The following is a 15,757-nucleotide window of genomic DNA, read 5'->3' as shown; positions in this document are numbered from 1 at the left end:
GCGGTTCTTACGGCGAATGCGTCAGGACAGTTTCGCCGCAGGGGCAAAGGCGGGCAGCTTCTCGAGGCTGCTGCGCACGGCTTCGGCGCCGTAGGCGAACATCTGCCGCTCGTACTCGTCGACCGCGCCGAGCAGGTCCTGGCGGCCTGCGTTGGTCTCGATCAGGCAGCGGCGCAGCAGGTCGGCATCGCGCAGCGCGGTGTTCGCGCCGTTGCCGCCGGTCGGCGAGGTGGCGTGGATCGCGTCGCCGAGCAGCGTGACCGGGCCCGGCGTCCAACGCTGACCGGGCTTGACCACCCGGATGGACAGCAGCGTGCTGTTGTCTGGATCGGCTTGCTCGATCAGCGCGTGCAGTAGCGGATGCCACCCTTGCATCCTGGACAGCACGGCGTCCTGCGCGGTCAGATCCTCGAGCGAACCGTGCGGCGGCAGGATCATGGCCCAGCGCACGTAGTCGCCGATGTCGGGCAGTACGACTTCGGGGGCCAGTTGTTCGGCGGCTTGCTTCGGCGGGGTGCGGAAGCGCATCGCGCCGAGCAGCAGGCTGACGCCGTCGCCGGCGATCTTCGAGCCGTAGGCCTTGGACAGGCCGACGAACTCATCGGTCAGCGGCGTGCGGCCGATGACGAACCGGACGCCGGTGTCGGTCGGGGTGGTCTGCGGCGACAGCACCCTGCGGACCGCGGAGGTCACGCCGTCCGCCCCGACGAGCAGGTCGGCGGTGGCCGGGTCGCGGTGGGCGAACCGGGCTCGGACTTTGCCGTCGGCCAGGATGTCGTAGCCGGTGAGTGCGGCGTCGGTGTGCACGGTGAGGCCGGTCAGCAACAGGTGTCGCAGCACCTGCCGGTCGACGACGATGCCGGTCCGGCCCGCGCCGAGCCTGCCGATCTCGTTCAGCTGCGGGTCCAGGATCAACTGCTCAGCGGAGGCGTCCATGACGATCTCGTCCAGCAGCCGGTGCCAGCGCGCTGGCAAGCAGTCGCGCACCGCCTGAAAACCGATCTCGTTCAGCACGAGTCGGTAGCCCTGGAACCGTGCGACGATCCCCGGGTCGCGCTCGAACACGTCGGCCTCGATCCCGGCACCACGCAGACCCTGCGCGAGAGCCAGACCTCCCAGACCGGCTCCGACAACGGAAACTCGCATCACACACCTCCGAAACATCGAAACGAACTTAGTTCGTTAGTGACGATCTAAGTTCTACTGAACGAACTTAGTTCGTGTCAAGCTATAGTTGCTCGCTTCACCCGGATCTGAGTGTCATCGCTTGGTCGCCGACATCCGCGCCATCACCGCGGTCGGCGGCGGTTGCTCGTTGTTGTTGGCCACGGTCGCAACAGCGCTTGCTCCAGCTGTTGCCTCCGCAGCCAGAACTCGGTGCGGCGGACAAGATCCTCGGTCGACTGCGCACGCTGACCAGAGCTCACCGCTCAGGGCCTGTTGCTGTAGCCGATCCCTATGTGCGGTCCGAACTCTGAGCTCTGCCCAAGGCGGGTATCAGAGGGTTGGTTCGCTCGCTGCGCCGACGCAGGCCGAGCGCGGCACGCGGTCCGACGCGCTTCCCGTGGCTGAGAAGTCGGTATCGCATACTCGACTATTTGGTGATGGTCACAGAATCGGAGTCACATCTGGCAGTAGGTTCTTGGTTCTGCAACCAGTCAAAGACGGTGTTGCACTGCATGATTCGAGTTCAAAGCGGGATGCGGCACGTGGTAGCGACTCGATACCGGAATCGAGGCAAGTGAATGAATCCCAAACTCTGGTTGCTTGGAAGGTTTCTGGCGGTCGGCGGACATGTGCTGCAAGAGAAGGTGATTCGGCCGAAGGCGCGTACGGTCGACGATGTCCCCATCTCCGGCGCGACGATCACTTCCGAATGGCTGACGGCCGTGCTGTGCCGCGACACCGCAGGCGCGGAGGTACGTTCGTTCGAAGTCTTCGATGGCAGCCATGGCACCTCGACACGGGTGGCACTTCGAGTCGAGTACAACGAGGTGGGTGAGCAGGCGGGGTTGCCGAGCGAGCTGTTCGCGAAGACCAGCACCTCCTTGCGTCAGCGGATGTTGCTCGGTGGGGCACGGGTGATCGACGGAGAAACCAACTTCTTCATGACCTTTCGTCCTTTGGTAGAGATGGAAGCTCCGAAGGGGTACTGGGGCGCATCCGATCCTGCGTCCTGGAGATCCATTGCGCTCATGGAGAACGTTGCCGTGACCCGCGGCGCCGAATTCATCGAGCCGAACGTTCCCATCACTCGCGGGCAGGCAGAGGATCTGGTGCGCAATCTTGCGCGGCTGCACGGCACGTTCTGGGAGCATCCATCGATCGCAGCACTTCATACGCCGAACGAGATGCTCATCGCGGTCCGCTCGGCGATCGACATGAAGACACGCAGTGTGGTCGGCTTGAAACGCGCCGAGGCGGTCGTACCCGTGGCGCTGCACGGCGCAGGTGAACGGTTGTGGCTCGGAGTCGAGCGCGCGCTGGACATCGCGACCAAGGACATGGCGCCGACGTTGCTGCACGGTGATCCACACATTGGGCAGACCTACATAACGAGCGACGGTCGGATGGGGCTGGCCGACTGGCAGGTTGTCATGCGAGGTGGTTGGGCCCATGATTTCGCGTACACCGTCAACTCGGCGTGTGAGCCCGAAGACCGGCGGACATGGGACCGTGCACTGCTGGAGTCGTATCTCGACGAACTCGGACGCGCCGGGGGAGTTGTGCCTTCGTTCGCCGATGCGTGGCTGGCCTATCGACAGCAGTCGATGTTTGCCTACGCCGCGTGGGCCTTCACCATCGGCCGAGCCGCTTACCAACCCGAAATGCAGCCTGTCGAAACATGTTTGACGCTGATGCGGCGGATCACGACGGCGTTGGAGGATCTCGATTCGCTCGGCGCGTTGGGCGTGTGACGCATCGTCGTCCCGATGCTGGGAACAGTGGCGTGCTGAAGACCCGGGATCAGTGGTAAACCCCCTGCGCCGCATTCGAACAACAGGGGAGCCCGCCACTTGAATACGCCGCTGTCTCCGGCCGACCCGACCGCCCCGGGTTCGCTGACGGATACAGGCGAACCGCGCGTACGTCTGTATGCCCCTGAATTCGCCGCTGATCCACATCGCGTCTATCAAGCATTGCGCAGCAAGTACGGGTCGATGGCCCCGGTTGAGCTCGCGCAAGGCGTGCCGGCCACCCTCGTGCTCGGCTATCGGACCGCGCTGCAGATCCTCAACGATCCTGATCGCTTTCCTGCCGATCCCCGAATGTGGCAGCGGGACATCCCTTCCGACTGCCCGATCCGTCCGATGCTCGAGTGGCGGCCAGTCGCGAGCAGGAGCACCGGGCTTGACTTCTTGCGCTACCGGCCACCGACCACCGACAGCATTCAGGCGGTCGATTTGTACGCGTTCCACGACACCGTGGAAGCGATCGCCCTCCCGCTCATCAACGGCTTCTGCCAGGAAGGTTCGGCAGATCTCATCCGCCAGTACGCATTTCCACTGGTTTTCCAGGTGGTGAATTCCTTGCTGGGCTGCTCACCGGAGATCGGTCAAAATCTGGCGACCGCGGTTGCCGCGATCGTCGAGGGCGTTGGCGCCGACGCCGAAGACGGCAACAAGATGCTGAATGCGACGCTCGCACAGCTGGTTGCGCTGAAGCAAGGGCGCCCGGAAGACGACATCACGTCCATGTTGCTGAAGCATCGCGCCGGATTGACTGCGGAAGAGGTAGCCCAGCACGTCGCCCAGATCTTCGGCACGGGAATCGAATTCCTGCTGAACTTGATCGTGAACACCTTGCTGCTGATCCTCACCGACGAGCGGTTCGGCGGCAGCGTGGTTGGTGGCGCGTTGAGCACGCGCGACGCGCTGGACGAACTGTTGTTCAACGACCCACCGCTGGCGAATCTCCTGATCACCTATCCACGCCATCCGATCCTGATTGATCAAGTTTGGCTGCCCGCGCATCAGCCGGTTGTCATCAGCATGGCGGCCTGCAACACCGATCCGGCAACGCGAGGTGGCGATCTGTCGGGGAACCGCTCGCACTTGGCATGGGGAGCGGGTCAACATGCGTGCCCGGCGCAGTCATTGGCCTATTTGATCGCCCAGGATGCAATAGACCAACTGCTGGACGCGTTGCCGGACGTGCGCCTGGATCCGGCGGCTGGCGCGCCGACCTGGCGGCCGGGTCCGTTCCATCGCGCATTGGCAGCCCTGCCGGTCATCTTTCCTCGAATAGACCCGCTGGCTATGGGCCTTCAACGGTGACGACCGTGCTCGGTGGTCCACCGACTGAGGCCACGGCGGTGTCGAGATCGTTGGCCAGCCATCCGGACCGAATGAGTTGTGCGCCTCGGGATCAGCTCCCAGGTAGGCGTGGGCGACAGACGGCCCGCGGACCCAGATTTCACCGACAGCGCGCTCGCCCAGGTCGGCGCCGGTGGTGTCGCGGATGATGATCTGATGGTCGCGCAGCGGCGGTCCGCTACCGACGAGCGTTTCCACTCCCTCGGAAGCTTCAGGCGCAGTGACGTTTTCGATGGGAGCGGCGTGCCCCGCGGGCAACGCATCGGCCCGGACGTAGTCCGGGCGGTAGCGGCGGCCCACGGGGGAGAGCGTGACCGCGAGGGTGGCCTCGGCCAGACCGTAACACGGCGTCAGCGCTTCGGGGTTCAGCCCCGCCGGGGCGAAGGTATTCAGGAACCGTTGCAGCACACTGTTATTGATGGGTTCGGCACCGCAGCCGAGGACGTACACGTGGCCGAGGTCGAGGGCGGCGACTTCCTCGGGTGAGGTCCGGTGAGCGCTGCGGGCGAAAGCGGAGTGGGGTGCGAAGCTGATCGCGGCGCGCCGTTCGGACATGGCGCGCAGCCACAATCCGGGGTCGCGGACGAAGGAACGGGTCGGCATGAACCGACGAGATCGTCGGCGTTCGGCGACGAAACATCGGCGCTCCGGCGAACGGCCGGGGGACTGCACGAGTGTCGATGCCGTTCTGGGCCAACCAGTCTCGCGCCGGGCATCTGGGTCGCCCGGCTCGGCGACGTTGTGAAGCGCTGTGTGGCTGACATCAAGGTCAGCGTCAGGTTCGATCTCAGAGACCACCGCCGCCGCCACAGCCCGATCCGCCGCCACCACACCCGGTCCCACCACCGCCGTAACTCGATCCACCACCGCAGCCCGTGTCCCCGTGATGCGGCAACCCGGCGTTGCCGGTATCCCACTCATCACCCGGATTGCCCCGCGAGGCTTGCGGTACCCGCCGCCAGCGCAGCGACCGAGCCCGTTTTCGCCCGCTCAACCTGCGGATGAGGCTCGCTACGATGTCTTTCAGCAAGCTCCCCAGCCCATAGAGCAGCAATACCCCCACCATGACGCCGCAGGCCACCGTAATCACGTCGTGGATAACATCTTTCACGCCGACCTCCCCGGACGATGTCCCTCAGTGTCGCCCTTTCGGAGCGCGCGCAGCCATGCCAAATAACTGCTACTGCCACGTCTGCTTCCGCCTCGTACGTCGTGACTGCCACCGCGGTGGTCCTGATGGTGGCCACGGTGCAGATTCTCGGCATCCGCGCCACTGGCACTCCCGTGGACTCAACGCGATCATTGATGGCGTGAAGCAACAAGACGTCGGGCGGCACCGGGACGAGGTGGTCAAACTTTTCGCGGAGGTCGACCCGGTGGGTCTTATCGCGATGGGGGCCCCAGACGACGAGTACGAGCCCGAGGTCGATGATCTGCTCGCGCGACCGCAGCCAGTAAGCACATCGCAGGTGCTAGAGGTTTTCCTGCATTGGTTCGGAAACGAATCCGGCAGAATCAGCGAAGACGATGCCGCCCGGTTGGCCGCCGGAATCGACCGCCTTGCTGGCGGTCATGACGTTTAGCGTGACCGGTCGGTTTGTCTCAAAGGCTGGGTCGCCATGGGAGCCCGCCATTGAATCTCGGCTGAGGCACCACCCGGTGGAAGGGGTTCGCTGAGCCGACGCCGGGCGGCTCAGCGAGTTGATCTACCACGAAAGTCGCGTCCGCCCAACGGCTTTCAACTGATTCGGGGCACGTCGGCGACCGCCTTCACACCGGCAACGGCGCGGAAGGCGGAAACACCACCGGCAATGCTGTCAATGCTCGATGGAAGGGGCCAGGGCGCCACACGAGGTCCTCTGTGGCAACCGCCAACGTCAACTCCGGGAGTACGTCCAGGAGTTGGTCGATGACCTCCTGTGCGAGCAGCAGCCCGTACGGCCGAGCCTGTGCGGGGCAGGCATGCGGGCCCGTGCTGAACGCCAGATTCCAGCCGTTGTCCAGAAACTCTCCGGTGTTCATCTCTGGATCGGTGTTGCAGGCGGCCATGCTCACGATGATCGGCTGATTCGCGGGCAGCCACACGCCGTCGATGATGATCGGCTGACGAGGATAGGTGATGCAGTAGTTCGCCATCGGCGGGTCGGTGGCCAGGCGCTCATCGAGCGCGGTCCTGGTCGACAGCGGACAGGCTTTGTCGACGGTGGTGAACCGGGAGTCGGTCAGCATCAACAGCAGGGTATTGGCCACCAGGTTCAGCGGCGGTTCGACACCGGCCGCGAACAGCAGGACCAACTGATGCACCATCTCCTCGTCGGACAATCCGGCGGGATGCTGGACCAGCCTCGTGGTGACGTCGTCCGCGGGGTGCGCGCGCTTCAACGCGGTGAGGTCGAGCAACGCGGAGCCCATGATCGCGTTCACTGTTTCGGTGTCCACGCCGTCGAACATCGCCGCGCTGGCCTTGGCGACCCGCTCGCCGATCTCCGGCGGGCATCCGAGGACCTGGCAGAGAACCGAAAAGACCAGCGGGAGTACGTACTGGCTCAAGACGTCGGCGTTCCCGTCCCGGCAGAACGTGTTGATGATCGGGACAGCGGATCTCTCGACTATGGATCGCAGGAAGTTGAGGTCCATTGCGGCCAAGGCGTCGTTCAACGCATGGCGGTAACGAGCGTGCGCTGCGCCGCTGGTACGTATCGCGTTGGGCCGGTACTCGATCATCGGCATGATCGGGATATCGGCGGGCACCGTTTTCTGCCAGATGCTCGGATCGGCGGGAAAATGCTCGGGGTCGTTGAGGATTCGGACGGCGGTGCGATATTTGATAACCAGGGTTGCAGGTACTCCCGGCCACATCTCGACTGGGACCAAGGGGCCGTAGTCCTTGCGCATCCGGCGGTAGAACTTGTGCGGATCGGCGGCGAATTCTTCGCTGCAGATCGCGATTCGAGGACCTGCGAACTCGATCGACGGGGTCGAGGCGGTGGTAGAGCCATGAAGCGTGTGCTGGGGATGCACTGACGTCTCCTTGGTATCGGTTTCGCCAGCATCGTACCCGCAACGTGCCAGAAAATACATCGCTATCTTGTTACCTGCCAACAAGATTCCGACACCAGAACAAATTCGCATGCCTCACCAGGTGGATCCGGCTGCGGGCCCGTCCCGGGCGCCGCAGCCGCATCTGGTGACCGCTGGATCAGTGCCGTTGGGAGCTTTCGCAGCGTGAGTCCCACGCGGCAGGCAGATCCTCGGACAACACTGGCGCACCGAGAATCTCGTCGTCGAGCTCGAACGCGTCCAACACCGCGGGTAGCTTGTCGGCCAGATCATCGATCGCGAGTCGGAGTTGTTGTTTCGTAGCTTCGATCGCGGCGATGTCGAGCAGGCCGTGAACGAGATACCACGTGGCATGCTCGAGTATGTAGTGCAACGCGAAAATGCTACGTACGGCAGCTATTTCAGCATGATCGGCGTGTTCGTTGAGCAACCGCAACGCTGCTTCGGTGCAGTACGCCTCAGCGAGGGCGAGTGCATCGGGAATGACTGCCAGACGGTCCGCGAGCGCCGGTGCCGCCAAATGTCGCTGGGCTTCGTGCACGATCGTCAGGGTACGCGCGCTGAGCAACCGCGCGCGGTCGTCAGGGTCGTAGGGGTCGTGCAATCGAACTTCGTGGGGCAACGTACCGGCTAGTTGCTTGGCTAATACCCGACCGGCGACGGAACCCAGTACGTGACAGTCGCCTTCGCCGGTGATGGCGGCGTGACAGACGCCGAGGTAATCGGCGACGCGGTTGGCGCTGAACATGCCCTGCGCGCCCATCTTGATACGGCAGTGCGTGACCGTTTCCAGCGCGTGGAGTTGGATGAAGTGCTTGGCCAACATGACCGACACCACCGTGTCGCGATCAGTGAGATCGCTACCGGCGAGGGAGGTTTTGATCGCGTTGCCGTAGACGGTCCGGGCAACGGTACCGGCCAAATCGATGAGCAAGGTGTCACGTACGTGCGGAATATCGACCATCAACGGGCTGTCGACCGGAGTCAACGGCACTACCCGCTTGGCGGCGTAACGGAGCGCGATGTAGAGCGCCGCGCGTGCCGTGGCGTTCAAGCAGGACGAGAGCGCCAAACGCCCGACAGTCAGTTGGCTTATCGCCGAAGAGAACGCCCGACGCCGGCTGGTCTCATCGCGCCACGTCAGCACGCCTCGCTCGTCGATCGTAGCCAGGTCATTGCTCAACCAGGCACTGCGCTCGACCCGCAAACCTTCAAAGCTGATGACCGAGTTGTCCATGATGACCAACGGCTGATGGTCGAGCTGGGTGATCCGCACGCCCGCGCACGGCTCGCCGTTAGCGTCGCGTAACCGCGCAGTGAACAGATGTACACCCTGATCGACACCGGCCGCGTCGATGAACCGTGCACCGATGACACAGACCCGAGCGACCGGGATGCCGACGCTCGGCATGAACTTCCGCGCCCGCGGGTTCGGGGTGTCGAGCACGAACCCGTCGCCGTCCCACGTCGCGATGGTCTGCATGAAGCCGATGTTGGAGCCGCACCCGTACTCGGTCAGCAGCATCACGCCGATGCTGGACGCGTCATCCAAGTCCTGGAGATACGGTGCGGCAGAATCGGAATCGGTCAAGGTGGCCAGGCTGCCGGAGGCCAGGTTGTAGTGGCCGGAGATCAGTGGGATCAGGTCCGTCGCCAGCACTGCGGACCAATCGAACACCGCGAACAGCTCAGGGAGGTCGGTTGCGACAGCACGGGTGCTGCCGATCCGCTTGACCAGGTCCCGGAGTTGTTCATATGCGTTCTGGCGCCGCTGTTCCTGGCTCTGCCTATCCGTGACGGCGAAGTCCGGGTTGCCTAAAACCCGCTGCAGGTGTTGGTGGAACTCTCGGTCGCCGTGCCGAAGAAGCCCAGCTAGCGATGTATTCTCCCGGAGCATTTGCGTGACCACTACCGCCTCCTACTTCATCCGATCCCAGCGGTCGCTCGTCCACCGTCGGGCATACTGGGCCATCGCTGCCGAGCTACGACGCTCCAGTACCGCCGTTATCGCATAGCTACGCGACGCGGTCGGGACCGGGACAGGGAAGCCGGAAACGATCACCTGTCAAAGTTCACTGAGCCACATACCTTCTCGTAAGGTTTCGTTCACCTGATCATCGAATTCGCTTGTAGCACTGCGAACTCGACTTTCCGATCCGGCTCCACCAGCGGGTCACGTACTCGGTAAATGGTCGCGGCAGGGCCGGATTCATATCCGGCTATAAGTGTAAAGCGCTGACTCGTGAGTTATCAATAGGGAGAACGCATTTCGGCGTTTCCATTGAGTGATGCGTACGTGGGGTCGCCGAAATACCCCACTCGGTCGAACCGGATGGTCACAACCTGAAAACGTTGGACGCCAGGGGATGTGATCATCGTCGGCGCAGAACTCGGTGTGGAGGAAGGTATTCGACCGGGCATGCTCGCCTCGGCTTCGAGGGGTTGCCCGCCGATCGCGGGCAGAAATGGTCGGTGTCGTCTAGCATCACCAACCTCTCCCAACAGATCCAGAGTACGGACGCCCCGCCCGGGACGTGGTGTGTTCAGCCGGAGCTGCCTACCGTCGGGGCCAGAGACCCGAGCAGAGACGAACTTCGGCCGGATCGATACCTGCGTCGAGTGCGCCCTTGCCGAGAACCCATTCATTCGCTCGGTGCGCCGGGTCTGATCGGCCACTCTTCTCGAGGGTGGAAAACGGCGGGACACGGCCGGACCGGAATGCATGGTAGACCACGAAGCGACCGAACAGTTTGGAGTCGCCACGTGAGTACTTCGCAGTCCCGGCACAGGCGCGAACCTGCCCTAACGGCCAGGTTCGCTGATCAACGGCGAGACGGCGATGAATAGGTACGCCCATTTCGTCGGTAGTCTGCCGTCCGCCGTGATCACCTCCGACACCGAGACGATGCAGTGGTTCGCCCAGCGCAGCCGCGGTCTCGAATTGCGTTCCATACCATGTGATCTCGACCCGAACTGGGTGGTCGAATACCTACAGGATCGGACCGAGTTCGACGATGTACTCACCATCGCCCGCCCCGGCCAGTACGCCGACTACTCCGACATGCGGTCCTATCGCATCCGGCCCGGACGGACGCTGCAACCCTGTCACGTCTCGATGCACCGGCTACAGCGCATCGACGAGATCGCCGCTGCCTTCCACGAACTCCGGCAGCAATGCCCTGAGATAGCGAACACCAGACTTCAGATCAGTCAACCGAACCCACTGGACCTGGCCGCGTTCGTTTTCGGCGGAGCGGCCGTCACCGACGGCCTCCCACTCGGGCGGGCACTACGACACTTCGGCTCCATACTCCCGGCAATACGCGCCCTGCCAGTGTTCACCGCGGCGGTACTCGACGAAATGTCCCAACTCGTCGGATCCCACGGTGACACTCTCGTCTTTCAAGTGGAGTCGCCGATCGCACAACTCGCCGTCGTGAAAGCCGCCCGTCTCGGTACCCAGGCACCCGTCGCGCGCATGGTTGCCCGGCAGTTGGCCGGATTCCTCGCCGACGCCCACGAAATCGGCGCCCGCACAATCCTGCACCTGTGCTACGGCGACCACCGGCATCGAGAATTGCTCGCGCCACGGTCACTAGCACCGTCGGTGGCATTGCTGAACGCGCTGGCCCGGATCCTCCGCAAACGCAACGTTCCGCTGCCGCCCGCCCATATTCCGTGCGCGTACGGCGCTCACCCGGCCCCGCTGAATCCTCGCTTCTACCAACCCCTTCGGCGACTCGACTCCGAGTGGCAGGTCATCGCCGGTGTCGCTGCCGCCACCGACCCCGAAGACAGCATCAGGAGCCTGAATCTGTTCGAGCAAGCCCTCGGCCGGACTGCATCCGGCGTAGCCACCGCATGTGGACTCGGCCGATCGACGGTCGAAGACGCCGAGCGCGCCGCCGCAACCACCATCGCCACAGCGGCAACCCTGCGCCCTGAACGACACTCGAGTCGGGGCGCGCTGGAGGACAGCGCTGGGTAGGGGGGCCTCGACGGTCGTGCGCCACAATCGGTTTCGTCATTCAACCGTTCAACTACGACTAGCCCGCCGAGACCGAGTGACCTGCGACGGAGAACACCGGAAGTTCTCCTCTCAGAGCGCGCGGTCGTCACAGGCGAGCAGCGTGCCAGATGTTCACCGAGGTAGGGCTGCGTACTCTGTAGTCCTGGAACAGCTTTCGTGCCGAATGAGGAGGAACCAAGTCATGCTCGCAGCGTTCTCGATCACCCCGATCGGAGTTGGCGAAGATGTGGGCGAGCAGGTGGCCGCAGCAGTCCGTGTTATCCGCGACAGCGGGCTCCCCAACCGGACCGCAGCCAGTTTCACCGAGATCGAAGGCGAGTGGGACGAGGTGATGGCGATCATCAAGGCGGCGACCGATGCTGTCATGGGTGTCTCCACCAGGTGCAGCATCATCATCAAGGCCGACGTCCGCCCTGGCCACCACAACACATTGACCACCAAACTCGAATCCGTCGAGCGCCATCTCGCTCAGCAATGACCAGTAGAGCTATTGCGATCGCCGCCGGAGGGGGTGGTGATGTCGTCACCGCGTCGATACTCGCGACGAAACTTCGGCACCGCTTCGACGTCGCAGCCCTCGCCAGCTACTCCTGGGATCGCTTCATCGTCGACCCGACTCCAGGGCCACGTGGCTACCGCGATTTCGACGGCCTGACCCTCCACCACGAACTGGTCGCCGAGGTGACCGCATCGGCGCGGCTCCGCGGCCCTGGCTGGTCGACACTGCCGTCGCTGGTGCCCTACCTGACCCACCCGCTACTCCTGATGGACGCGGCCGGCGGCACGATCAACCTGGCCGCTCAGTTCCACGCCGCCGCTCAGGTCTTCGATGCGGATGCGCTTGTCGTCATTGACGTCGGCGGAGACATCCTCGCCGAAGGGCACGAGTCCGGGTTACGCAGCCCGTTGGCAGACTCGCTGACGCTCGCCGCCGCTGCGCAGACCGGACTGCCGGTGCACCTTCTCGTCGCCGGAGTCGGGCTCGACGGCGAGTTGGCGCCGCATGAGCTGCGCACGCTGCTGCGCCGTCACAGTTCGACGGTGGTCGCCGAACTCGACTCAGCCGACATCGCGACGGTCGCCGAGGTGTGGAACTGGCATCCGTCCGAGGCCAACGGACTCCTGTACGTCGCCACGCAGGGGTGGCGCGGGAAAGTCGAGACCCAACGTGACGCGCTCATCGACATCACCGACGACGCCACACTTGTGCACGAAGTCGACGCCGCCGAAGTAGCAGCGCACTCCCTGGCCGCCCACCTGATCGACACCCTTTCGCTAGAGCAATGCGAGCAACGCATCCGAGTCCATCGGGGTCACAGCGACATCGACACCGAACGCAATCGCCTTGCTGCACAACGAGAACCACGGAAACCGACCATCGATACCGTTGGCGAAATCGATCGCTATGCGAAGGCTGCGTCACTCCGCGGCGTCAATGCATTGACGCTCCGCCGAGTCATCGAACTCGCTGGCGCGAGAGGCGCCGACGCAGGAAACGCGTTGCGGGACATGCTTCTACGCGAGCGACAGGACTGCATGTGCCCGCCCTTGTATCTGGTATGACAACTGAATTCAGAGCGAACTGACATGCCGCCGACGCGGGCGCTTCTATCCGGTTTCGCCCGACCAGTCTGTGGGCAGGCGCTCGTACAGACCCACCTGATGTTCCGCTGGGAGCTCGCGACCGAAATTGGCGTACACTTCACCCCATTGGGTAGGAATTATCAAGTTGGCGAACTGGTCGAGTTCGGTATCGCACCATCGCTGAAGCAGCTCGAAGAACTGCCTGATGTCGGCGCCTGTCATGCGCGTACCGGAGGTGTCTGCCATCCCTCGAGACTAAGCGTGCGGTTCAGTGCAAAAAAGTGCCGGATCGGGAATTACGTTCTGCCTCAACGCTTGCAGCGCCATCGGCAGAGGAGCAGGGGCGTTCAATTTACCGGCGCAGAATTCCCCACATGAACACGTTTGACGTGGTTCGTTACCTCGGCGGAGCCTGAACACATGAATTACAAACTATTCCTCCTCGGCGCTGTTGCTGCCGCCTTCCTGACTCCCGCGGTACCCGCGAATGCCTACGGACCCATCATCGCCGAAGGGACCTTCAAGCCCTGGCATGACGGCGCCGTCGCCGTCACACACGATGAGAAGCTCGCCCCCGCTGGGAGCCATGCCAGGGTTTTCATCGGCGGTTACGGCGACAAGACGGTGGCCATCCTGACCGTCACTGGTCTCCTTCCAAACCGCACCTACGGCTCACACGCGCACGTGAAATCTTGTGGCGCGAAACCAGCTGACTCCGGCTTCCACTACCAGAACGTGGAAGACCCGAACGCCAAAGACAAAATGTCGATGGACGCGAAATACGCCAACCCGCAAAACGAGCTCTGGCTAGACTTCACCACCGACAACCGTGGCAACGCCACACAGGCCGCCACCGTCGAGTGGTCCTTCCGCAAGGGCAAAGCCGGTTCGATCGTCGTGCATGAGAAGAAGACCGACACCACGGACGGCAGCGCCGGCATGGCCGGCGCCAGGGTCGCCTGCCTGAGCGTGCCGCTCTAGCCCCTCGGCCACCTGTAGCTTCGCGGGCTCGGCCGCGGTGTCCATCCACACTCGGAGCAGCGGGTTGATCACTGGTCAGTGGCCGATGACGCCCGGGAGGAGGCACAGCGGGAAGATGGATCTGGAACCCTCAGGGGCGTAGGCATTTCAACGACCAGAACGCGAGTTTGACCAGCTGTCGAAGGGGATTCGCGGCGCACTACGGCGACGGATGAGCCCGTACCTGGCGGGTGCGCCGACCGCTCAGTCCGCGGCGTTTCGCCGCGTACATATCGGCGTCGGCCCGGTGCATCAACTCGTCCGCACTGACCCGGTCGCGGCCGCTCAGATGCGCGGCTCCGACGCTGATCGTGATCGCCACGTCGATGCCGCGGACGCGGCACCGGGCGTGGCAGGCGCGCTGCACCTGTCGGCGCAGTTCCTCTAGATGGACATCGCCGTGTCGGAGCAGCATCGCGTACTCGTCTCCGCCCATGCGGGCCACCGTGTCGATATCGCGGGCGCATGACTGCAGCCGCTGCGCGATCGTGTGCAGCACCTCATCGCCGACCACATGGCCGTGGGAATCGTTGACGCTCTTGAAGTCATCGATATCGATGAACAACACCGTCACCGGCTCCACTGTCGAGGTTTCCAGCGCTCGGTTCAGGCGATCCAGGAAGAGCGTCCGGTTGGCCAAGCCGGTCAGCGGATCATGCAGAGCTTGATACTCGAGCAGTTCTCTGTGGTGCGAAAGTTCGTGCAGTAGACGGTGGTTATAGGCAAGTGTCACCGATTGCCGCATGATCAACAGGATCACCAGCGCCAGCATCAGCCCGATCTCTATGGGGGTGAACGCAATCCGTGCCGGAATCTGAATCGCCACCACCACTCCAGCCAGTACCACCGGTATGTGCGGCACGATCAGCCACACCAGATCGGCGGTCGAATAGGCAGTGCGACTGCGCGGCCGTTGACCGCGATCGGGGATGAACGCCGCGAGGGCGAACAGCAGCGGCGATGTCGCGTAAACGAGCGAAAGCGCCGCCGGGTACATCCGCGCCGACTGGGTGAGGTAGCAGACGACCACCAAATTCTCGACGACCTCTGTCACGCAGGCGCACGCGATGAGCAGCAGCGCCCGATGTTCGAGCAGTTGCCGCGGACCGTAGACCATGAGGATCAGGGCGGGGATCGAGGCGTACATCAGGGCCAACAGCACGGTGGCGATGAGTACCGGCGTGACGGTGTTCATTCCGTCGACGGTGTCGCTCTGCTGGACAGCGACCCACACGATGAGTGACATGGCCACCACCACCGTTGCCGCATCGAACCACCGAGCCCATCGGCCACTCGTCGAGACGGATCGACAGTGCCGGATGAGCGAGGTGTCGTCGTCCATCGCCAAGACCGCCATGAAAACCACTATCGGCACGGCGTAGAAGCCCGCGCCGCCTGCCGCCGACACGGGGATCGGTATGCCGGCGAACAGCTGATTCCAGCTCCAGCTCGCCAGCGCGAGCGTCAGAACAGCCATCGCGATGGCCGCCCAGCGCCGCCAACGCAGTGCGGGCACGGACTCTCGGCGGCCATAGCGGGCGAAACCGACCGTCGCCGCAGTGGCGCCGGACAGCGCCAGCCCATCACCGATCACCAATGTGGTCCTGCTGTCGAGGACACCGGTGAAGCCGAGCACGCACAGCACCGCAACCGCCGGCAACAGCACGGCGGCAACCAGACACCATAATTTCGGCATGTACCTCAGCTCGGGTGGCATGAGAAAAGCGAACTCACAGCTACAACTGGA

General features: G+C 63.7%; 11 protein-coding genes and 1 pseudogene. 6 read left to right on the top strand and 6 right to left on the bottom strand.

Going from position 1 to position 15,757, the window contains the following annotated elements:
• Positions 1-21 precede the first annotated feature (21 nt).
• Positions 22-1,146, bottom strand: coding sequence for an FAD-dependent oxidoreductase (locus NA11_RS33670; protein ID WP_069166096.1), 1,125 nt, complete (start codon positions 1,144-1,146; stop codon positions 22-24).
• 599 nt (positions 1,147-1,745) lie between these two features.
• Between NA11_RS33670 and NA11_RS33665 the strand changes: the two genes are divergently transcribed.
• Entirely contained in the window at positions 1,746-2,918 is a 1,173-nt protein-coding gene (locus NA11_RS33665) for an aminoglycoside phosphotransferase family protein (RefSeq protein ID WP_069166095.1), read from the top strand.
• Between the two features lie 99 nt (positions 2,919-3,017).
• Positions 3,018-4,277: a cytochrome P450 family protein gene (locus tag NA11_RS33660; protein WP_069166094.1), complete on the top strand. Its 1,260-nt coding sequence runs from the start codon at positions 3,018-3,020 to the stop codon at positions 4,275-4,277.
• A gap of 111 nt (positions 4,278-4,388) precedes the next feature.
• Here the strand turns inward: NA11_RS33660 and NA11_RS46845 are convergent.
• From NA11_RS46845 to NA11_RS33635, 3 genes and pseudogenes are all read right to left on the bottom strand, one after another.
• A pseudogene (locus NA11_RS46845) lies at positions 4,389-4,919 on the bottom strand (AMP-binding protein); the annotation flags it as partial.
• Between the two features lie 1,167 nt (positions 4,920-6,086).
• The gene (locus NA11_RS33640; RefSeq protein ID WP_069166115.1) at positions 6,087-7,337 is read right to left on the bottom strand and encodes a cytochrome P450 family protein; all 1,251 of its coding nucleotides are present in this window, start codon (positions 7,335-7,337) and stop codon (positions 6,087-6,089) included.
• Between the two features lie 178 nt (positions 7,338-7,515).
• Positions 7,516-9,285 (bottom strand): acyl-CoA dehydrogenase family protein, encoded by a 1,770-nt coding sequence (locus NA11_RS33635; RefSeq protein ID WP_141717987.1) that lies wholly within the window; start codon positions 9,283-9,285, stop codon positions 7,516-7,518.
• 930 nt (positions 9,286-10,215) lie between these two features.
• Between NA11_RS33635 and NA11_RS33630 the strand changes: the two genes are divergently transcribed.
• The 3 genes from NA11_RS33630 to NA11_RS33620 all read left to right on the top strand — a co-directional run bounded on the left by NA11_RS33630 (position 10,216) and on the right by NA11_RS33620 (position 12,969).
• Positions 10,216-11,364, top strand: coding sequence for a hypothetical protein (locus tag NA11_RS33630; protein ID WP_069166089.1), 1,149 nt, complete (start codon positions 10,216-10,218; stop codon positions 11,362-11,364).
• 223 nt (positions 11,365-11,587) lie between these two features.
• Entirely contained in the window at positions 11,588-11,884 is a 297-nt protein-coding gene (locus NA11_RS33625; RefSeq protein WP_069166088.1) for an MTH1187 family thiamine-binding protein, read from the top strand.
• Complete coding sequence (locus tag NA11_RS33620; protein WP_069166087.1) at positions 11,881-12,969, top strand: DUF1152 domain-containing protein; 1,089 nt, start codon at positions 11,881-11,883, stop codon at positions 12,967-12,969. The genes NA11_RS33625 and NA11_RS33620 overlap by 4 nt, the downstream gene beginning before the upstream one ends.
• A 45-nt stretch (positions 12,970-13,014) precedes the next feature.
• On the opposite strand, the gene NA11_RS33615 is transcribed toward NA11_RS33620, so the two are convergent.
• Entirely contained in the window at positions 13,015-13,236 is a 222-nt protein-coding gene (locus NA11_RS33615; protein ID WP_069166086.1) for a hypothetical protein, read from the bottom strand.
• A 174-nt stretch (positions 13,237-13,410) separates the two neighbouring features.
• Between NA11_RS33615 and NA11_RS33610 the strand changes: the two genes are divergently transcribed.
• Positions 13,411-13,971, top strand: a complete 561-nt coding sequence (locus tag NA11_RS33610) for a hypothetical protein (RefSeq protein ID WP_069166085.1) — start codon at positions 13,411-13,413, stop codon at positions 13,969-13,971.
• Positions 13,972-14,170: 199 nt separating this feature from the next.
• Here the strand turns inward: NA11_RS33610 and NA11_RS33605 are convergent, their stop codons facing one another.
• Complete coding sequence (locus NA11_RS33605) at positions 14,171-15,676, bottom strand: GGDEF domain-containing protein (protein WP_069166084.1); 1,506 nt, start codon at positions 15,674-15,676, stop codon at positions 14,171-14,173.
• Between the last annotated feature and the right edge of the window lie 81 nt (positions 15,677-15,757).

Source organism: Nocardia altamirensis NBRC 108246, assembly GCF_001612685.1.
Taxonomy (GTDB): domain Bacteria; phylum Actinomycetota; class Actinomycetes; order Mycobacteriales; family Mycobacteriaceae; genus Nocardia; species Nocardia altamirensis.
Note: the sequence above shows the minus strand (reverse complement) of the source record. Positions and strands in the feature narration are given on the sequence as shown.

Bases quoted from the DNA above. Each gene is read 5' to 3' on its own strand.
- NA11_RS33670 (WP_069166096.1), bottom strand. From the start codon at position 1,146: ATGCGAGTTTCCGTTGTCGGAGCCGGTCTGGGAGGTCTGGCTCTCGCG.
- NA11_RS33625 (WP_069166088.1), top strand. From the start codon at position 11,588: ATGCTCGCAGCGTTCTCGATCACCCCGATCGGAGTTGGCGAAGATGTG.
- NA11_RS33610 (WP_069166085.1), top strand. From the start codon at position 13,411: ATGAATTACAAACTATTCCTCCTCGGCGCTGTTGCTGCCGCCTTCCTG.
- NA11_RS33615 (WP_069166086.1), bottom strand. From the start codon at position 13,236: ATGGCAGACACCTCCGGTACGCGCATGACAGGCGCCGACATCAGGCAG.
- NA11_RS33665 (WP_069166095.1), top strand. From the start codon at position 1,746: ATGAATCCCAAACTCTGGTTGCTTGGAAGGTTTCTGGCGGTCGGCGGA.
- NA11_RS33630 (WP_069166089.1), top strand. From the start codon at position 10,216: ATGAATAGGTACGCCCATTTCGTCGGTAGTCTGCCGTCCGCCGTGATC.
- NA11_RS33620 (WP_069166087.1), top strand. From the start codon at position 11,881: ATGACCAGTAGAGCTATTGCGATCGCCGCCGGAGGGGGTGGTGATGTC.